This window comes from Microbacterium sp. zg.B48, assembly GCF_024623505.1.
Lineage (GTDB): Bacteria > Actinomycetota > Actinomycetes > Actinomycetales > Microbacteriaceae > Microbacterium.
The window spans coordinates 49120-65697 of sequence record NZ_JANJFE010000007.1 but is presented as its reverse complement, the minus strand read 5'-3'; the positions used below and the strand labels follow the sequence as shown (position 1 = coordinate 65697).

Genomic DNA, 16578 nt, shown 5'->3' with positions numbered 1-16578 from the left:
TCTCAGCCGGCGTGCAGGATCTCGCAGTCGCCTCCGGGCGCGAGGATCGTCTCGTGGCCGTCGTCGTACCGGACCACCAGCAGCGGATTCTCCTGGCTGCCGCGGATCTCGATGACTTCACCCACGCGCTCGGCCGCGCCGACCGTGCGCCCGTGGATACGGACGCGATCTCCCACAGTTGCGTGCATCGTCGAATACCTCCAGCGTCAGGATAACGCGGGTCTCCGCACCAGACGAGGGGCCCGCTCGCGGTGGTTGCGAGTGCGCAGAACCTCCGCCGCTGCGTCGGTCGCCGTCAGGGGTGCTGCTCCGCAGCGCCCGCCTCCGGTGCGGGGGTCACGGCCTGGACGCGGTCGACCGGCCCGGCCGCGAACTGCGTCCCCTCGTCATCGAACACCCCGAGCGCGACGTCGACGGAGTCGAACGCCGGTTCGATCCTGTAGGTGGCCATGGTTCCTCCCGGACATGTCATACCAGTGGAGCCGACCGGGGTCCGGGGGCGACTGCGACCAGAGTACGACCGCGACCCCAGCGGCGGCAGGGCATTTCGACCTAGGCCCCCGCACTCCGGGCTCCCCTGTCACAACACGCCGATGCGGGGCGCGCTTTGCGACAGGCGAGCAGCGGGCTCCCGCGGATCAGAGGCTCCGCAGTCGCTCCAGCAGCGGCCGCGCGGCCTCATCGAGGAACCGTGCCTGCGCCTCGTCGCCCACCTGAACCAGCGCGACATCGGTGAACCCCGCCTCCAGGTACTCCTGGACGCCTTCGGCGATCTTGTCCAGGTCGGGTCCGCAGGGCATCGCCTCGGCGATGTCGTCCAATCGCACGAACTGGCTGGCACCCTCGAAGCCCGCCGGCGTGGGAAGGTCGGCATTCACGGTCCAGCCGCCGCCGAACCAGCGGAACTGGTCGTGCGCGCGTTCGATGGCGGTCTTCTCGTCCGGGTCCCAGCTGATCGGCATCTGGCCGATCTTCCGGGATCCCGCGCCGTGCGTCTGCTCCCAGCCCGTGATCAGATCGCCCGCGGGCTGGACGGCGATAAGGTGGTCGGCCAGGTCGCCGAACTTGTCGATGGAGCTGTCGCCCGAGACCGCGACCGCGATCGGCACGCCCTGCTCGGGTACGTCCCAGATCCGCGCGGAATCCACCCGGAAGTAGTCGCCCTCCCAGGTGATGAGCTCACCGGTGTGGAGTTGGCGGATGATGTGGATCGCCTCCTGCAGCATCAGCTGCCGTACCTGGACCGAGGGCCACCCCTCGCCGATCACATGCTCGTTCAAGTTCTCGCCCGAGCCCAGTCCGAGGGTGAACCGTCCGTCGGAGAGGAGCTGCAGCGTCGCCGACATCTGCGCCACGATCGCAGGGTGGTAGCGCATCGTCGGGCAGGTGACGTAGGTCATCAGCTCGACCGTGGATGTCGCGTTGGCGGCGGCTCCGAGCATCGTCCACGCGTGCGGGGAATGGCCCTGGCTGGTCAGCCAAGGGGTGAAGTGGTCGCTGGAGACCTCGAAATCGAAGCCCGCGGCCTCGGCCTCCACCGCATACCGCACCAGCTCGCGTGGTCCGCTCTGCTCCGTCATCAATGTGTACCCGAACCGTGCGGTCATCCCTGCTCCTCTGCTCCTGTCACCCCGACCGGCACCCCTCCGGCGCCCTGCAACCCCTCGAGGTCACCTCACGCGGTCTGATCCTCGTGCGGACCCTCGGCGATCTCCTCGATCACCTTCTCGTTGAAGGCCGGAAGATCATCGGGAGTCCGGCTGCTGACCAGACCGGCGTCGACGACGACCTCCTCGTCCACCCACGTCGCTCCGGCGTTGCGCAGGTCGGTCATCAGGCTCGGGTAGCTGGTCAGGGTGCGTCCGTCGACGACTCCGGCTTCGATCAGCGTCCAGGCCGCGTGGCAGATCGCTCCCACCGGCTTGTGCTGGTCGAAGAATTCCTTCGCGAAGGCGACCGAGGCGGCATCCATCCGCAGGTGGTCTGCGTTGACGACCCCGCCGGGCAGCACCAGGGCGTCGAAGTCGGCGGCCTCCGCGTCGGCGGAGACCACATCGACCTGCTGCGCGTGTCCGTTCTTGCCTTCGATGGATCCGGCGTCGGGTGCCACCATGATCGCGATCGCACCGGCATCCGTCACTGCCTGCCAGGGCGAGGTCAGTTCGCTGTCCTCGTACCCGTCCGTCGCGAGGAAGGCGATGCGTTTTCCGTTGAGCTGCGTCATATCTCCACGCTATGAGCCGGTGCCCGCCGGTTCGAGGGGCTTGACAGCCGTCCGGCCACGTTGAGCGTCGGCGCGCTCCGGGCGGGTCGGCCTGCGGCGAGGGTTCCTCAGCCGGCGGTACCGCCGGAACGCCCGGTGGCCTGAAGGATGAGGTCGGCGATCTGCTGCGGATGCGTCACGAGGGAGAGGTGCCCGCTGTCGAGTTCGATCGTCGTGGCGTTCATCCGTGCAGCGAGGAAGCGTTCGAGTGCGGTGGTGGTGGTCCGGTCCTGACGCGAGACCGCGTACCAGCACGGCTTGTCCTGCCAGGCGGCCGCGGTGGTCCGCGAAGAGAACAGCGAGTCCGAGATCCTGCCCTGGACGGCGTACAGCACCTGGGCGCGCTCAGGGTCGACGCCGTTGGCGAAGTCCTCCAGGAACGCCTGTTCGCTCAACTGCGCGAATCCGTCGGTGTGTACGAGGCCGGCGCTGGCCGGGGGCGGCGGGTACTGCGCGGCGAGCGCTCCGTAATCCTCACCCGCCCGGGGCGCACGCGCCGCGACGAAGACCAGAGCGACGACGTTCGGGTGGCCGCCGGTCTCGCTGATCACGGTGCCCGCCCAGGAGTGTCCGACCAGGACGGTCGGGCCGTTCTGCAGGTCGAGGACCCGGCGCGTCGCGGCCGCGTCGTCCGCGAGCGAGGTCAACGGGTTCTGCACCGAGGTGACGTTGCACCCGGCGGCCTGCAGCAGCGGGATCACGTCGGCCCACGAGGAGCCGTCCGCATACGCGCCGTGCACCATGACGACGTTATCGGCCACGGGCGCGCCGGTGGCAGCCGCCGGGGCCGTGGATTCGGACGTGTCGGACATGCTTCCCCCATTCAGCTGTTGACGGACCCAGTTATACCGGCCCCACCCTGACGAGCGATAGGCCCGGGCAGCATGAGCAGCCCGCGTTCGGGAATCCGGATCTGCTCGCGACGTTCCCCGCCAGACGCAGGGCATCGTCCCCCTGGCTGAGGCGCGACCGGTCCCGCGCCCTGCGCCCTCAACCCGGGCCGGCACGGCGACGCCGCGGGCACCCGCGCGGCGCGACGATATGCAATATATAGAGCGATAGGATGAACGGATGCCGATCCCTTCCGCCAGCACCATGCACGCTCGCTCGCTCCTGCGCGATGACGTGTATCGATCACTGCGGGATGCGATCGTGGACGGGACCTTCGAGCCGGGCGAGCGGCTCCGGGACCAGGAGCTCGAGGCGTGGCTGGGCGTGAGCCGCACGCCGATCCGGGAGGCGCTGCTGCGTCTCGCGCAGGCGGGTCTGGTCGTCGCCCAGCCCGGCCGCGCGACCACGGTCGCTCCGGTCGACCCGAAGAACATCGGCAACGCGCAGAGCATCGCCGCCGCGATGCACGAACTCGCGGCGCGATCGGCGGTCCCGGCACTGACCGACAGCGACCTGACCACCATGGCCGCCGCGAATGACCGTCTCGCGACGGCGCTCGAAGTGCTCGACGTTGACGCGGCCATGAACTCGGATGACGAGTTCCACGACGTGCTCGTCCGGGCCAGCGGAAACGCGATGATCGCCGAGGTGCTCGAGCAGGTGACGCCGCTGATCCGGCGTGCCGAACGGCAGCGATTCGCCTCGATGGCCGGGCGCGACTCCGTGCGCCAGCATCGCGCGATCATCGAGCGCTGCGCGGTGGCAGACGCGGAAGGCGCCGCTGAGCTCAGTCGCGTCAACTGGATGACCCTCAAGCCGGAGCTGACCGCCCGCGAAGAGTGACCGCACCGCTTCCCGCGCCGCGCCGCGCCCCGGTTCGAAACCGCATGCGCGGCAGGACCTGACCTTGTGTTCCGCGTCTGCGGACCTACACTGGGGGAATGTCCCGGATTCGGATCAAGGATGCCGCGGTCTACCTGGGCGTCAGTGACGACACCGTCCGCCGCTGGATCGAGAACGGGATTCTCTCCCGCACGCGCGAACCGTCCGGGCGGACGACGGTGGACGGGCTGGAGCTCGCCCGGTTGGCCCGCAAGAACGCCGTCCTGCCGGCCGATCCCGCCGAGATCGGCCGATCGGCGCGCAACCGATTCGTCGGACTCGTCACCGAGGTGATCTCGGACACGGTGATGTCCCAGGTCGAGCTGCAGTGCGGTCCGCACCGGGTCGTCTCGCTCATGAGCACGGAAGCCGTCCGCGAGCTCGGCCTGGAACCCGGCTCCGTCGCGGTCGCGGTGGTGAAGGCCACCACCGTGCTGGTGGAAACACCCCAGGCCGGGGCCCCATCCTGATGAGAGCCCGCCGGACCGGATGCACCGGCATCCTCATCGCCGCTGCGCTGGCGGCGGGACTGGCGGGCTGCGCAGCCGGCACGGCCGATCGGTCGGCTGCGCCCGAGTCCGACACGGGGATCGAAGGCTCGATCACCGTGTTCGCGGCCGCTTCGCTGAACGCGACGTTCACCGAGCTGGCCGCCACGTTCGAGCGGGATCACCCCGGGACGACCGTGCGCGTGAGCTTCGCGGGGTCGAGCGATCTGGCGACGCAGATTCTCGAGGGCGCGCCTGCGGACGTCTTCGCGTCAGCGGACGAGAGCACGATGGCGAAGATCGCGGACGCGGACCTGGTGGCCGGTGAGCCGGTCGCCTTCGCGACCAACGTCGTGCAGATCGCGGTGCCGGCCCCCAATCCTGCCGGGATCGCGACGTTCGCAGACCTGGCGGCGCCGGGGGTGAAGCTGGTGGTCTGCGCTCCCGAAGTGCCGTGCGGCGCCGCGGCAGCCCGGGTCGCCGCGATCGCCGGTGTGCCCCTGACACCGGTCAGCGAGGAGTCCTCCGTCACGGACGTGCTCGGGAAGGTGGCTTCCGGCGAAGCCGACGCCGGCCTGGTCTACGCGACCGACGTCCGGGCCGCCGGCGCTGCGGTCGAGGGAATCGAGATCGATCGGGCGCAGCAGGCGGCCAACACCTATCCGATCGCCGCATTGACGGATGCCGGCACCCCCGCCGTCGCGAAGGCGTTCGTCGACTTCATCCTGAGCGAGTCCGCACGCAGCGCCCTGGCCGCCGCCGGCTTCGGTCTGCCGTAGCGAGTGGACATGGCCGAGCACACCTCTTTCGCGAGCGTCCCGCGCTGGGTCGTCGGCGTCGCCGCGATCGGCGCGCTCTTCGTCCTGCTGCCGCTGGTGGCCATGCTGGTGCGGGTAAACTGGGCGGAGTTCCTCCCCCTCGTCACATCCGAGTCCGCGCTGGCCGCACTGTGGCTGAGCCTGCGCACCTCGATCGCGGCCACCGCACTGTGCGTCGCGTTCGGCGTCCCGATGGCGCTCGTGCTCGCGCGGTCCCGCTTCCCGGGGCAGCGGGTACTGCGCTCGCTCGTGCTGCTGCCGCTCGTGCTGCCACCGGTCGTGGGCGGTATCGCGCTGCTGTCCACCTTCGGGCGACGCGGACTGCTGGGTGCGACATTCCAGTTCCTCGGCATCGACATCGCCTTCTCCACCACAGCGGTGGTGCTGGCCCAGACCTTCGTTGCGCTGCCCTTTCTGGTGCTGAGCCTGGAGGGTGCGCTGCGCACCGTCGGCACCCGGTACGAGGCGATCGGCGCGACGCTCGGTGCGCATCCGACCACAGTGCTGCGCCGCATCACCGTCCCGCTGGTCCTGCCCGCGCTGATCTCCGGCGCCGTGCTGTCCTTCGCGCGAGCGCTGGGCGAGTTCGGTGCGACGCTCACCTTCGCCGGCAGTCTGCAGGGCACCACGCGCACACTGCCGTTGGAGATCTACCTGCAGCGCGAAGTCGACCCGGATGCGGCGGTCGCCCTCTCGCTCGTGCTGATCGTGGTCGCGGTGATCGTCGTCGGGCTCGCACACCAGGCGGGCAGCGCGGCACCGCTGCGACGGGCGGCCCGCGCATGACGCTCGCCTTCACCGCCGCCATCGCCGCACGCGGGTTCGACCTCCGGCTTCACGCGGAGCCCGGCGAGACGATCGCCGTTCTCGGACCCAACGGCGCCGGAAAGTCGACCCTGGTCAACATCCTCGCCGGCCTGCTGCGGCCCGACAGCGGACGAGCCGAGCTCGACGGACGATCCCTCTTCGATCTGGGAGCCGGCCGAAAGCACTGGACGGCGCCGCACGCGCGTGGCGTCTCGACCCTCTCCCAGGACGCGGACCTGTTCCCGCACCTGAGCGTGCTGGAGAACGTGGCCTTCAGCGCCCGCAGCAAGGGACTGCGCCGGGCGAAGGCCCACGCGCTTGCGCTGCACTGGCTGGCCGAAGTGGATGCCGTCGAGTTCGCATCCCGCCGGCCGGCCGACCTGTCCGGCGGACAGGCGCAACGCGTCGCGATCGCCCGCGCACTCGCGTCGGATCCGCATCTGCTGCTCCTGGACGAGCCGCTCGCTGCGCTGGATATCGCCGTCGCACCGGCCATCCGCCGCACGCTGCTGCGGGTGCTGCGGGATCGCACCGCCATCATCGTCACTCACGACATCCTCGATGCGCTCACCCTCGCCGACCGGGTTATCGTCCTGGGTCGGGGGCGGATCATCGAGGAGGGACCCACGCGCGACACTCTGGATCGACCGCGGACCGCGTTCACCGCCGGCCTGGCCGCCCTCAATCTCCTGACCGGGACCCGCACCCGCGAGGGCATGGTGACCGACACCGGCGCGCCGATCTTCAGCAGCGTCCCGACGGATGCTCCGCTGGGTTCCCGCGTGGCGGCCACCATCCGCCCCACGGCCGTGCGCGTCGCACTCGATCAGCCGGATGCGCCCGGCCCTAACCGGCTCACCGGCGGCATCCTCGATCTCGAGCCGCGAGGCGACATCATCCGGGTCAGATCCGACACGATCGCCGCGGACCTGACCCCCGCCGCGGTCGCGGATGCGCAGCTCATGATCGGCACCGAGGTCCGCTTCACGTTCGACCCCGCGGGGGTCACCATCTACTCCGCTGAACGCAGGGATCCGCCGGGTTAGACGTCCCCGCCCGGCCGCACCGGTGCGGACCGCGGCCAGCCCGGGACACGGCCGCGGCCGCCGGTCACCCCGCAGGTGCCGTGGTCGGGTCGGTGGTCGCGAACCGGATCAGCTTGTGGGTGCCGTCGCACCAGGGTTTGATGGCCGACGCGCCGCATCGGCACAGCGCGACGGTGCGGCGGGAGTGCTCGACCACCTGTCCGTCGTCGCCCACGATCTGCACCGCACCACGCACCAGCAGCGGACCGTCCTTGCAGGCGGTGATCTGCGGGATCGGGTCATCAGCCATCCGAAGCGCTCCTCATTCCGGCGATCCGGCGGCGCAGGATCGGCAGCGGGGTGCCGGCGGAGGGGATGCGCGCGCCGGCGTAGACGATTCCGCCGCGCAGACGGGCGATCAGTGCGAGCCAGACGGATACCGCGCGCTCCAGGATCCACAGCGGCGTCCACAGAGTCGTGCCGACGGGGATCCGGCGTGCGCCACCGTCCCTGCGGCGGCCGACCTCTGCGACGCCCACGACCGCGGCGGCGAGCGCGGCAAGCAGCGGCCACTTCCGATGTGCCACGCCTGCGGTCACAAGCGGCAGGATGGCGAGCTCGGTGAGGAGACGGCGGGGCTGGGCGAAGTCGTCGTACGCCTGCCGCACGCGCTGTCCGAGGAAGTGCCGCGCCGTCGGCGGGCGGCGCAGGACGTACACATCCCGCGCCACGTCCACCTTTCCGCCGACGCAGCGGACGGTGCGCTCGAGCTCCAGATTCTCGAAGAGCACGTCGGCGCTGTAGCCCCCGGCAGCCTGGAGCGTCGAGCGTCGCACTCCGAGCGTCCCGCCGTAGTCGCCGCCGAAGGCTCGCGCCACCAGCATCCGGGCGGTGTCCCAACGTGCGTGCCAGGGATACGAGCTGTAGAGGTTCTGCGGCCGGACCAGGTCCGCATCGCCCAGGCGGTCGGCCACTGCCGCCAGCGCGGTCTCGTCGTAGCGGATGTCGTCGTCGGCCAGCACGATCAACTCGTGTCGGGCGGCCTCCACACCGGTGAGCACGCCCCGGGCCTTGCCGTTCAGACCCGGATGCCGCGGTGCGAGGTGGCGGACCTCGGCCGGCAGGACGCGCGCAAGGCCGGCGAACAGGTCCGAGGCTGACCCGTCCACGACGGTCACCTCGACGTGGCCGCTGAGCCACTCCAGATATCGGACGAGCTCAGCTTCCCCGATCGTGTCGTGGCGGCGCAGGGGAAGCACGTATTCGATGTCGCGCTCACTCATGGACGCGCGCCGGAAGCTCTGCGCCCGGCCTCAGCGAACTGCGTCCCCCCTCGAAGGCGGCGCGCATGCCGTCCGCCACTCGATCGTCCAGGGCGAGGCAGGCGGCTGCCCCGAAGAAGATGTCGGCGATCAGGTCTGGCCTGTCCTCACCGAGGCCTCCGGCGAGGTCGCGCGCGGCGATCTGCTCGTGCACCGCGTCGGCTTCGACATGCTCGTCGAAGTACTCCGTGACGTCGGCACCGAAGCCGAGCCGGCGGAATCCGTCCCCGTACATGCGGTTCGGAAGCGACGACGTCATCTCGAACGCCGCCAGGTGGCCGACGATCGCACCCAGCAGCCGACGATTGATCCCGAACATGGACATCGCATTCTGCGAGGCGAGGGTCACCGCCGGAACGAGGTGGACGTAGCGGCCGTAGGTGGGGTCCAGGCCGGCTCCGCGCATGGTGCGGGCGAAGATCTCGGCGTGCATGCGTTCCGGACGCCCCCCGCCGTACTCGTCGGACTGGATCTCCACGAGCGCGGCCTTGGGCCGCCCGGTGAGCCGTGGGATGGCCCACGAATGCGGATCCGCCTCCCGCAGCGTGTAGACGCTGCGCTGGACGAGGAACTCGCGGGCCTGGGCGAGGGTTGCCCGCTTGGCCAGGAATCGCGACAGCGAAGGACCCGGTGTCGGGGCGGTGAGGGCGAAGAGCGCGGCAGCGATGGCCTCGGCATCGGCGACCGGCGGTTCCGGCATCGCAACGCTCCGCCGCAGCTCCGACTCGAAGGCCGACTCGATCGCCCGCCGAGCATCCAGCAGGCCGGTGTGCCACTCCCAGTCCGGGTCGATCCAGTCCAGTGACCCGTAGGCGCATGCGTAGAGCAGGAACAGGGAGAACTGCAGGTCATCGTCGGCGGCGATGTCAGGGGATGCGGCGAGCGCCGTCCGGGTCGCTTCGAGCAGAGAGTCACCGATCGGGCCAGCGGGGTCGGCATGGTGCAGCAGGTCGAGCAACAGCGCGCTGACCGGACCGCGTGAGTCGGCGTACACATCCGACGGGACTTCGACGTCCGTGATCGTCATTCTGGCTCCTGGCGGGACTGGACGCCACTGACGGCGTCATGATCAAAGGTCCCACCCTCGGCATGCCGCCGCCTGGGGCTTGACGGCAACGGTTACTGCAGGTACTGGTGTCGTGACCCGACAAACCCGAAGTGGCGGAGACCCCTTCGGCTCCGCCACTTCGGGGGTGCACTCAACCGCCGCTGACGTTATCCCGGGCGGCCTGCGCCTGCCCCTGGACCTCCTCGGTCGCGGTCTGTGCCTCGGACTTGACGGATTCCACCGCGTCCGAGGCCGTCGCCTTGACCGCCTGCGCGGCCTCCTGAGCCGGCTCCTTCAGGTGCTCGCCCACTTCTTTGGCGGCATCCGTCACGGTGTCCACGAGCGGCTGGGCCTGGTCCTTGACCTGTGCTGCGACCTGCTTCTCCCCCGAGGAAGCGGGAATCAGCGACGCGACGAGCAGGCCGGCCCCGAAGGCGATCAAGCCGACCGCCAGCGGGTTGCCTTCCGCCTTGGCGACCACGCGATCCTTCATTTCGCCGGCGGACGATCCGGCGTCACTCAGCACGGACCCGGTGTCGTCGGCGGCGCCCATGACGCGGTCGCGGACCGACCCGAAGGCATGCTTCACCTTGTCCGTCTGGCGATCCATGATCTTCGTGGGCGACACCTTGTCGGCGAGGGCGTCGACATCGGTGCCCAGTTCTCGCCGCGTCCGCTCGATGTCGGCGCGGATGGCATCGGGTGAATCACTCATCGGTTCTCCTCATTCCTTTTCAATGTCTCAGGGATCTCCTTGATGGACTCCACGGTCTGCGGAGCGCCTTCGATCTGCTTGACCTGCTTGCGGCCGACCGAGAACAGGATCAGCGCGATCACCGCCCACAGGACGGCGACGATCACGCCGGACCACCCGCCCCCGACCAGCGTGCCCAATGCCCACCAGAGCGCGATCGACAGGAACAGCACGGTCATGCCCGCCCCGTACGCGGCCCCGGCGAGCATGCCGGCGCCCTTGGCCGCCTTCGACGCCGAGTCCTTGAGTTCCGCTTTCGCCAACTCGAGTTCCTGACGCATCAGGGTGGACATATCCCTGGTGACCTCGCCGAGAAGCTCTCCCAGCGAGGTATTGGCCGCCTTGACCTCAGAAGGAGTCGGATCGGACATCACGGGCTTCCTCCCGGGGCAGCTCGGTCGACCGAGCGGCAGACGACTGCGCGAACACGGGCGTCTCTTCGACGGTCGGTGGTGTTGCGTAGAGCTCGGCGGACGTCGTCGGCGCAGTGCCCGCGGTCGTCGGCGAAGCCGGAGCGGCGGCTGCCGAGTCCGACCGCTCATCCGAGGCGTTCGCCGCGAGCGCCCGGGTGAGCCTGCCTGCGGCCACGCCGAGAACCGCGGCGCCGATGATGAATGTGCCGGGCCTGCGGCGCGCGAACGACTTCACCTCCGTCAGCAGCGATCCCGGGTCGCGATCGCCGAGCCAGGCCGCAGCGCCGGAGATGCGTCCCGCGGCTTGCCGCAACAGGTCCGCAGCCAGTCCCGGATTCTCCGCGTTGGCGGTCATGGAGTCCAGTTCCTCGCTGACCGAGCGCAGACCGGATGCGACACGCTGCTGCTGCACCTGGGCCTGGTCCTTCAGCTCGCGCTGCGTCTGCGCGTAGAGGTCCTTCGCCTGCGATGTGACCTCGCGTGCAACGACGCCGGCTTCACTCTTCGCGGTCTCCGCCACGTGGCCGGCTTCAGTCACGGCCGTCTGCTTCAGATCGCTCGCTTCCTGTTTGGCCGTCTCAAGCGAGCTCGTCTCGTCCCTGTTGGCGGTGTCGTCTGACACCGGCGGGAGATAACTGTCTGACATGCTCATCCTCTCGATTACCGGCGGCATCACCGGACTGAGGACATTCCTACGCTCGCTCCCCCGCCCAGGAACGGGCCTTGCCAAAGCGTTGTCGGCATGCATAATGCGCGGAAGGGGAGGCGATGGACGGGTCGGCGGGGGGATAGTAGGCGACCGCCCGCGGTGATGTCCAGCCCCGTGCGGTCGATCTTGCGCGGGCGGAAAGTAGTCGTATCCCGTCATTCCGAGGAGGAATACATGTACTTCCACGTTCAGCGACTGATCAACGAGATCGAACAGGACGAGCCGGATCCGGCGGCGGCCAACGCCCTGCAGGAGGGACTGGGCGGGCAGTTCGGCGAGATGCGCACGATGATGCAGTATCTGTTCCAGAGCATCAATTTCCGTGGTCCCGACGGCAAGCCGTATCGCGACCTGATCCAGGGGATCGGCACCGAGGAGATCAGCCATGTCGAGCTGATCGGCACCACGATCTCGCGGCTCCTCGACGGGTCCCCTCGCTACCAGGGCAAGAAGACCGACCCCCTCGACGCTCCCGCGGCGGGTGGGGGGATTCCGCTCAATATCGCGCTGGACCACAGCAACATCCACCACTATCTCGTGGGGGCGCAGGGTGCGCTCCCGGTCGATGCCGCGGGCAATCCGTGGCTGGGCAGTTACGTGTACAACTCCGGCAATCTCGTTCTGGACCTGCTCTACAACCTGATGCTGGAGTCGACCGGCCGCTTGCAGAAATGCCGCCTGTACGAGATGACAGACAACAAGATGGCCCGCTCCACGATCTCCTACCTGATCGTCCGCGACCAGGCTCACGAGAACGCCTACGCTCAGGCCCTCGAGACCCTCGGCGTCAACTGGAACACCGCGCTGCCCATCCCGAAGACGAATGCCGAGAGCTTCCCCGAGGTCAAGCGGCTCCTGGATCTCGGGCTGCAGAGCAAGCAGTACTCGTTCGACCTGGACGCCCAGTCCGAGGCCGGCAAGATCTTCCAGGGCATGTCGCCGTCGAACGACGGCACCAAGCTGGATGCCAGCGAGCAGGCTCCCGAGGGAGCGCCGTTGACCATCTCCCCGGAGCGCTTCGAGGAGTTCTCTCCCGGCGCGGACAAGGATCTGCAGGCCCTCATCGCCGCGACCGCGGCCATGGAGATGGCCGAGATCGACGCCACCTTCGGTCGGCTCGGTTGAGCTGACCCCACCTCGGCCCGACAGGTCGGCATCGCTCCGCCCGGACGATACCGGCCTGTCGGTGCCGTCGGCGACGCTCGGACGAAGGCCGCCTCACGCGTCCCGCGGCTGGGCGGCATGCCGCGCGACGAAGTCGACCACCGCGGATGCAACCTCGCGAGGCGCGGTGTAGTGGACGAGATGGCGGTGGCCGGCCACCACGACCAGTTCGGCACGATCGGCGCGGTCACGGAGCCGATGACACCACGCAAGTCCTGCGATCGGGTCGTTGCCTCCCCTCATCACCAGGAGGGGCATCGTCAGGGCAGCCGCGCGGTCCTCGATGCGATAGCTGACCATCTGCCGCAGCTGCGCGAAGTACCACCAGGGTGGGCAGCGCAGATAGTCGGAGAAGACCACGGCGTTGCCACTGGGCGGCTCGCCCACAGTGTCCACTGCCAGGGCGACGCACTGCGCGAGCGCCGCGCGGTGCCGGTCATCGCTGACCGGACCGATGATGACCACGTGCGAGGCGAGGTCGGGATGCTGTGCCGCCAGCTCGACCACCCATTGCGCCCCCATGGAATGCCCGACCAGGACCGCCCGAGTCAGCCCGAGCTCCTTCAGCAGCGCGGCAAGGGCAGAGGCCATGTCGGCGACGCTGAGAGCGCCGACAGGCGCGGGCAGACCGCCGAAACCGGGGAGGTCGATGGAGTGCACGTCACTGAACGTCGCGAGTACGCGATGCAGGCGGTCGTAATAGCGGTGTGAGACGCCGATGCCGTGAATCAACACGAACGGCGGCAGCTCCCTGGCGCGACCTTCAGACGACTGGACGCGGAACGCGAGGTCTCCGACCTGATGCCGGCGAGACTCGGGAACGGTCAGAGGTTGGTCCGTGCCCGCGCCGCTCACCGCGGTCCGCTCGAGGGTGTTCGGTCATCTGCGTCGCTCTGGTCGCCGGCACCAGGCTCGTGCTGTTCACGGATACGCCGTCCCTCCGCGACATCCTTCTCCTCCTTCGCTGCAACCTTGTCGCTCTTGCGCGTGTCTCGCGGCGGCAGCTGGATCTCCTCCTCGGCCGCGATTCCCGCCTGCAGCTGACGCCCGCGCTCCATTTCGGCATCGAACTCCGCGCCGAACAGCAGAGCCAGGTTCGCGATCCACAGCCAAAGGAGGAACACGATGATGCCGGCCAGGGAGCCGTACGTGCGGTCGTAATTGGAGAAGTTGGCGATGTAGAAGCCGAAGGCCACGGTCGCGAGCACGAGCACCAGGATCGCCAGCAGCGCCCCGAGGCTCATCCACCGGAACTTCGGCTGCTTGGCATTGGGCGTCGCGTAGTAGAGGATCGCGACCATCAGGACGACGATGAAGGCGAGCACCGGCCACTTCGCAATGGACCAGATGGTCTGTGCCACGTCACCGATGCCGAGCGCCCCGCCGACCGCCTCGGTGACCGGACCGGAAATCACGAGGATGATCACCGCCACCAGAATCAGGACGATCCCGACCACCGTCACCAGCAGCTGAGCCGGCTTCAGCTTCCAGAACGGACGGCCCTCCTCGATCTCATAGATGCGGTTCATGGCCCGGCTGAAGGCTCCGATGTAGCCGGAGGCGGACCAGATGGCCAGAACCACGCCGCTGATCAAGGCGACGCCGGCAGCCGGGGAGCTTGCCAGCTGTTCGATCGGACCGCGGATCGCGTCCGCCGTGTCGGCGGGGACCACCTGCCCGACGATCTCGAGGATGGCATCGCTGGCCGCCCCGCCCTGCCCGAACACACCGAGCAGGGAGAAGATGGCGACCAGGCCGGGGAACAGGGACAGGACCGAATAGTAGGTGAGCGCCGCGGCGATGTCGGGGCACTCATCCGATGAGAACTCACGGATCGTCTTGCCGAAGACGTACTTCCAAGAGCGCTTCTGCAGGTCTGCGGGCGAATCCGGCTTGGCGGGGTGTTCCGGGTCCGGCGCACCTTTGTCACGGGCGGCTTTCGCGGAGGTGTCTGTGCTCATGTGTGTCTCCCGAATGGGCTGTGCCGAGGCGTTGAGAGAGCCGCCGCCGGTCTACGGTGCCGATCCGCGGGATCGGTGAGCCCCTTTTCTACGCGTCCGAGCTGACTCCGGTTCCGCCCTTGCCAAACCGTCCACGCGCAAGTAAAAGGGTCTCCCCGCACCGACCACACAGCGGCGGCGCGACGGCTGCTATCGCGGCAGCACTGTCAGAACCCGCTGGATGTGCTCGCGGAAGTCAGCCATGAAGCTGTGCAGGAACTGCTCCGTGTCCGGGTCGGACACCGAGCCGTCCTCGCTGAAGACCTCGGGGGAGAACTGGATGTACGCCTCGGGTGCGGTCATCTGGCGGGCGTTGCAGAAGCTGAGGACCCCACGAAGGCTCTGCTGCGCGACGGCCGTTCCGATCGACCCGACCGATGCCCCGATCACGGCGGCAGGAATGTGATCGAAGGAGTTCTCCCCCCAGGGGCGGGACGCCCAGTCGATCGCGTTCTTCAGTCCCCCCGGAATGGAGCGGTTGTATTCGGGTGTGACGAACAGCACGGCCTGGGTGGCGGCGATCGCCTGCTTGAGCTGCCTCGCGACTGGCGGATAGTCCGCGTCGTAGTCCTGGCTGTAGAGCGGCAGGTCACGGATCGGGAGCTCGGTGAACTCCAGATCATCGGGCGACAAGCGGATGAGCGCTCTGGAGAGGATTCGATTGATCGAGGTGGAGGACAGGCTCCCGACGAAGTAGCCGACTCGGTAGGACATGGTTGCTCCCTGACTCAGTGCTCCCCTGAGGTCATTGTCGCCCCGAGGCCATCAGCACAACACCCCGCCGCCGCGCAATCGATTCACGAGGGTCCGGCGGCCTCGAGTGCGAATGCCCCAGCGGATGCGGCGATTTCCGTCAGCGCTTCACGCAGGCTGTTGAAGCAGCTGACGTCCCTGCGGCCGCGCACCCACAGCACGTAGACGCGGTGATCTTTGCACTCCAGGTATGCGACGACGCGATGAGGATCGTTCTCGGCGAGCCGGGTGTCGCGGGCGACCCACGCGCCGTCGCCTATCCAGACGAGCTCCGGTGAGCTCTTCCGATCGGCTGAGAGTTGACCGGTCGACATTTTCAGCCTCCTCGAGCGGGCCCCCGCGGTCCGTGGGGTCTCAGTGCCCAGGGTGCCCGGACCCGCGGGCGGATCACGACGGGCTTGACTCCGGGGCGGTTCGGCGGTAGTCGCTGCGGAACCGCCCCCACGGCCCTCTCGCGGCACGATCGAGTCGACCACGATCGAGTCGACGCCCGGTGTCGCGGTACCAGAGCGCACAGAGAACGGTGAGCATCACGGCGTCCACGACGCCGCCCGCGTAGTACATCAGCTGCGCGGCGGATTGCGCGACCGCAGCGTCGACGCCGGAGGGCGGATCGGCGTAGACCACCTTCGCCAGGATGCTGTGGGCTGCGAGGAAGAGCATCAGCACCCCGGCGCGCACCGGGTAGGCGGCGCGATGGGGCGCGGGATCCATCGGGATCACCGCAGCGGTGAAGAGGTATCCGGCCAGCAGGAAATGCGCCGACATCGCCACCTGGGCGAGCGGGTTCTGGTGAATCAGCGCAGCGAGGTCCGTCGTGTACAGCACCCACATGCCCCCGATGTTCAGGACGGCCGCGAGCGGGAGTGCGGACGCGACCCGCGCCGGCCGGCTGGACAGCAGGCGCACGAGCCGGCGGGCGGGTGTGACATGCAGCGACCGCAGGGCGAGCGTCACCGGCGCCGCGACGACCAGCAGCAGAGGCGCGACCATACCGACCAGCAGATGCACGCCCATGTGTGCGACGAAGTCGTCGTGCGCGGCGGCCGCGAGCGGACCGACGAATCCGGCGGCCGCGGCAAGCACGCCCGCCAGCCAGGCTGCCGTGCGCCACCATGGCCAGGGTCGAGCCCGCTGCCACTGGATCCACGCTCCACCGAGGTACATCGCCGCGGCCAGAACGATGGGGACGGCCAGGAGCAGATCGGGATTCAGCGACGCGCTGGAGCCGTGGTGCATGC

General features: G+C 69.0%; 22 protein-coding genes. 6 read left to right on the top strand and 16 right to left on the bottom strand.

Translation table 11 applies throughout. The features are described 5' to 3' along the window. Positions 1 to 2: 2 nt before the first annotated feature. The 5 genes from NQ152_RS06350 to NQ152_RS06330 form a co-directional block, all read right to left on the bottom strand. A complete protein-coding gene (locus tag NQ152_RS06350; protein ID WP_257501378.1) occupies positions 3 to 188 on the bottom strand; it encodes a DUF1918 domain-containing protein in 186 nt (61 codons plus the stop codon). A 107-nt stretch (positions 189 to 295) separates the two neighbouring features. Next, complete coding sequence (locus NQ152_RS06345; RefSeq protein WP_257523405.1) at positions 296 to 451, bottom strand: hypothetical protein; 156 nt, start codon at positions 449 to 451, stop codon at positions 296 to 298. Positions 452 to 638: 187 nt separating this feature from the next. Continuing rightward, complete coding sequence (locus NQ152_RS06340; protein ID WP_257523404.1) at positions 639 to 1607, bottom strand: LLM class F420-dependent oxidoreductase; 969 nt, start codon at positions 1605 to 1607, stop codon at positions 639 to 641. A 68-nt stretch (positions 1608 to 1675) separates the two neighbouring features. Further along, positions 1676 to 2224 carry a type 1 glutamine amidotransferase domain-containing protein gene (locus NQ152_RS06335; protein ID WP_257523403.1) on the bottom strand — a complete coding sequence of 183 codons (549 nt, stop codon included), beginning with the start codon at positions 2222 to 2224 and terminating at the stop codon, positions 1676 to 1678. 107 nt (positions 2225 to 2331) lie between these two features. Beyond that, a complete protein-coding gene (locus tag NQ152_RS06330) occupies positions 2332 to 3075 on the bottom strand; it encodes an alpha/beta fold hydrolase (RefSeq protein ID WP_257523402.1) in 744 nt (247 codons plus the stop codon). 259 nt (positions 3076 to 3334) lie between these two features. On the opposite strand from NQ152_RS06330, the gene NQ152_RS06325 reads away from it, so the two are divergent. From NQ152_RS06325 to NQ152_RS06305, 5 genes are all read left to right on the top strand, one after another. After that, a complete protein-coding gene (locus NQ152_RS06325; RefSeq protein WP_257523401.1) occupies positions 3335 to 3997 on the top strand; it encodes a GntR family transcriptional regulator in 663 nt (220 codons plus the stop codon). Between the two features lie 98 nt (positions 3998 to 4095). Further along, complete coding sequence (locus tag NQ152_RS06320) at positions 4096 to 4506, top strand: molybdopterin-binding protein (RefSeq protein WP_257523400.1); 411 nt, start codon at positions 4096 to 4098, stop codon at positions 4504 to 4506. Next, complete coding sequence (modA, locus tag NQ152_RS06315) at positions 4506 to 5303, top strand: molybdate ABC transporter substrate-binding protein (RefSeq protein WP_257523399.1); 798 nt, start codon at positions 4506 to 4508, stop codon at positions 5301 to 5303. Before NQ152_RS06320 ends, modA begins: the two co-directional genes overlap by 1 nt. 9 nt (positions 5304 to 5312) lie before the next feature. Further along, positions 5313 to 6128: an ABC transporter permease gene (locus NQ152_RS06310; protein WP_257523398.1), complete on the top strand. Its 816-nt coding sequence runs from the start codon at positions 5313 to 5315 to the stop codon at positions 6126 to 6128. Beyond that, entirely contained in the window at positions 6125 to 7195 is a 1071-nt protein-coding gene (locus NQ152_RS06305; protein WP_257523397.1) for a sulfate/molybdate ABC transporter ATP-binding protein, read from the top strand. Before NQ152_RS06310 ends, NQ152_RS06305 begins: the two co-directional genes overlap by 4 nt. A 64-nt stretch (positions 7196 to 7259) precedes the next feature. On the opposite strand, the gene NQ152_RS06300 is transcribed toward NQ152_RS06305, so the two are convergent. The 6 genes from NQ152_RS06300 to NQ152_RS06275 form a co-directional block, all read right to left on the bottom strand. Then, the gene (locus NQ152_RS06300; RefSeq protein ID WP_257501368.1) at positions 7260 to 7484 is read right to left on the bottom strand and encodes a CDGSH iron-sulfur domain-containing protein; all 225 of its coding nucleotides are present in this window, start codon (positions 7482 to 7484) and stop codon (positions 7260 to 7262) included. After that, positions 7477 to 8457 carry a glycosyltransferase family 2 protein gene (locus NQ152_RS06295; protein ID WP_257523396.1) on the bottom strand — a complete coding sequence of 327 codons (981 nt, stop codon included), beginning with the start codon at positions 8455 to 8457 and terminating at the stop codon, positions 7477 to 7479. The genes NQ152_RS06300 and NQ152_RS06295 overlap by 8 nt, the downstream gene beginning before the upstream one ends. After that, positions 8450 to 9523 (bottom strand): iron-containing redox enzyme family protein, encoded by a 1074-nt coding sequence (locus NQ152_RS06290; RefSeq protein WP_257523395.1) that lies wholly within the window; start codon positions 9521 to 9523, stop codon positions 8450 to 8452. Before NQ152_RS06290 ends, NQ152_RS06295 begins: the two co-directional genes overlap by 8 nt. Before the next feature lie 172 nt (positions 9524 to 9695). Next, positions 9696 to 10259 carry a DUF3618 domain-containing protein gene (locus tag NQ152_RS06285; protein ID WP_257523394.1) on the bottom strand — a complete coding sequence of 188 codons (564 nt, stop codon included), beginning with the start codon at positions 10257 to 10259 and terminating at the stop codon, positions 9696 to 9698. Beyond that, a complete protein-coding gene (locus NQ152_RS06280) occupies positions 10256 to 10669 on the bottom strand; it encodes a phage holin family protein (protein ID WP_257501472.1) in 414 nt (137 codons plus the stop codon). The genes NQ152_RS06285 and NQ152_RS06280 overlap by 4 nt, the downstream gene beginning before the upstream one ends. Continuing rightward, entirely contained in the window at positions 10647 to 11459 is an 813-nt protein-coding gene (locus NQ152_RS06275; protein WP_257523393.1) for a hypothetical protein, read from the bottom strand. Before NQ152_RS06275 ends, NQ152_RS06280 begins: the two co-directional genes overlap by 23 nt. A 135-nt stretch (positions 11460 to 11594) precedes the next feature. Here NQ152_RS06275 and NQ152_RS06270 point away from each other — a divergent pair, with 135 nt between their 5' ends. Further along, complete coding sequence (locus tag NQ152_RS06270) at positions 11595 to 12545, top strand: manganese catalase family protein (protein ID WP_257501363.1); 951 nt, start codon at positions 11595 to 11597, stop codon at positions 12543 to 12545. Between the two features lie 93 nt (positions 12546 to 12638). Here the strand turns inward: NQ152_RS06270 and NQ152_RS06265 are convergent, their stop codons facing one another. From NQ152_RS06265 to NQ152_RS06245, 5 genes are all read right to left on the bottom strand, one after another. Next, a complete protein-coding gene (locus NQ152_RS06265; RefSeq protein WP_257523392.1) occupies positions 12639 to 13319 on the bottom strand; it encodes an alpha/beta fold hydrolase in 681 nt (226 codons plus the stop codon). 116 nt (positions 13320 to 13435) lie between these two features. Next, positions 13436 to 14545 (bottom strand): YihY/virulence factor BrkB family protein, encoded by a 1110-nt coding sequence (locus tag NQ152_RS06260; RefSeq protein WP_257501361.1) that lies wholly within the window; start codon positions 14543 to 14545, stop codon positions 13436 to 13438. A gap of 189 nt (positions 14546 to 14734) precedes the next feature. Continuing rightward, on the bottom strand, positions 14735 to 15298 hold the full coding sequence (locus NQ152_RS06255; protein WP_257501360.1) for an NADPH-dependent FMN reductase: 564 nt from the start codon (positions 15296 to 15298) through the stop codon (positions 14735 to 14737). An 83-nt stretch (positions 15299 to 15381) separates the two neighbouring features. Beyond that, positions 15382 to 15651 (bottom strand): hypothetical protein, encoded by a 270-nt coding sequence (locus tag NQ152_RS06250; protein ID WP_257523391.1) that lies wholly within the window; start codon positions 15649 to 15651, stop codon positions 15382 to 15384. Positions 15652 to 15724: 73 nt separating this feature from the next. Further along, positions 15725 to 16576 carry a cytochrome c oxidase assembly protein gene (locus tag NQ152_RS06245; RefSeq protein WP_257523390.1) on the bottom strand — a complete coding sequence of 284 codons (852 nt, stop codon included), beginning with the start codon at positions 16574 to 16576 and terminating at the stop codon, positions 15725 to 15727. Between the last annotated feature and the right edge of the window lie 2 nt (positions 16577 to 16578).

What these genes read in the sequence shown, in the direction of transcription:
- NQ152_RS06350 (WP_257501378.1), bottom strand. Translation starts at nt 188, where the DNA reads ATGCACGCAACTGTGGGAGATCGCGTCCGTATCCACGGGCGCACGGTC.
- NQ152_RS06345 (WP_257523405.1), bottom strand. Translation starts at nt 451, where the DNA reads ATGGCCACCTACAGGATCGAACCGGCGTTCGACTCCGTCGACGTCGCG.
- NQ152_RS06340 (WP_257523404.1), bottom strand. Translation starts at nt 1,607, where the DNA reads ATGACCGCACGGTTCGGGTACACATTGATGACGGAGCAGAGCGGACCA.
- NQ152_RS06335 (WP_257523403.1), bottom strand. Translation starts at nt 2,224, where the DNA reads ATGACGCAGCTCAACGGAAAACGCATCGCCTTCCTCGCGACGGACGGG.
- NQ152_RS06330 (WP_257523402.1), bottom strand. Translation starts at nt 3,075, where the DNA reads ATGTCCGACACGTCCGAATCCACGGCCCCGGCGGCTGCCACCGGCGCG.
- NQ152_RS06325 (WP_257523401.1), top strand. Translation starts at nt 3,335, where the DNA reads ATGCCGATCCCTTCCGCCAGCACCATGCACGCTCGCTCGCTCCTGCGC.
- NQ152_RS06320 (WP_257523400.1), top strand. Translation starts at nt 4,096, where the DNA reads ATGTCCCGGATTCGGATCAAGGATGCCGCGGTCTACCTGGGCGTCAGT.
- modA (WP_257523399.1), top strand. Translation starts at nt 4,506, where the DNA reads ATGAGAGCCCGCCGGACCGGATGCACCGGCATCCTCATCGCCGCTGCG.
- NQ152_RS06310 (WP_257523398.1), top strand. Translation starts at nt 5,313, where the DNA reads ATGGCCGAGCACACCTCTTTCGCGAGCGTCCCGCGCTGGGTCGTCGGC.
- NQ152_RS06305 (WP_257523397.1), top strand. Translation starts at nt 6,125, where the DNA reads ATGACGCTCGCCTTCACCGCCGCCATCGCCGCACGCGGGTTCGACCTC.
- NQ152_RS06300 (WP_257501368.1), bottom strand. Translation starts at nt 7,484, where the DNA reads ATGGCTGATGACCCGATCCCGCAGATCACCGCCTGCAAGGACGGTCCG.
- NQ152_RS06295 (WP_257523396.1), bottom strand. Translation starts at nt 8,457, where the DNA reads ATGAGTGAGCGCGACATCGAATACGTGCTTCCCCTGCGCCGCCACGAC.
- NQ152_RS06290 (WP_257523395.1), bottom strand. Translation starts at nt 9,523, where the DNA reads ATGACGATCACGGACGTCGAAGTCCCGTCGGATGTGTACGCCGACTCA.
- NQ152_RS06285 (WP_257523394.1), bottom strand. Translation starts at nt 10,259, where the DNA reads ATGAGTGATTCACCCGATGCCATCCGCGCCGACATCGAGCGGACGCGG.
- NQ152_RS06280 (WP_257501472.1), bottom strand. Translation starts at nt 10,669, where the DNA reads ATGTCCGATCCGACTCCTTCTGAGGTCAAGGCGGCCAATACCTCGCTG.
- NQ152_RS06275 (WP_257523393.1), bottom strand. Translation starts at nt 11,459, where the DNA reads ATGCATGCCGACAACGCTTTGGCAAGGCCCGTTCCTGGGCGGGGGAGC.
- NQ152_RS06270 (WP_257501363.1), top strand. Translation starts at nt 11,595, where the DNA reads ATGTACTTCCACGTTCAGCGACTGATCAACGAGATCGAACAGGACGAG.
- NQ152_RS06260 (WP_257501361.1), bottom strand. Translation starts at nt 14,545, where the DNA reads ATGAGCACAGACACCTCCGCGAAAGCCGCCCGTGACAAAGGTGCGCCG.
- NQ152_RS06255 (WP_257501360.1), bottom strand. Translation starts at nt 15,298, where the DNA reads ATGTCCTACCGAGTCGGCTACTTCGTCGGGAGCCTGTCCTCCACCTCG.
- NQ152_RS06250 (WP_257523391.1), bottom strand. Translation starts at nt 15,651, where the DNA reads ATGTCGACCGGTCAACTCTCAGCCGATCGGAAGAGCTCACCGGAGCTC.
- NQ152_RS06245 (WP_257523390.1), bottom strand. Translation starts at nt 16,576, where the DNA reads ATGCACCACGGCTCCAGCGCGTCGCTGAATCCCGATCTGCTCCTGGCC.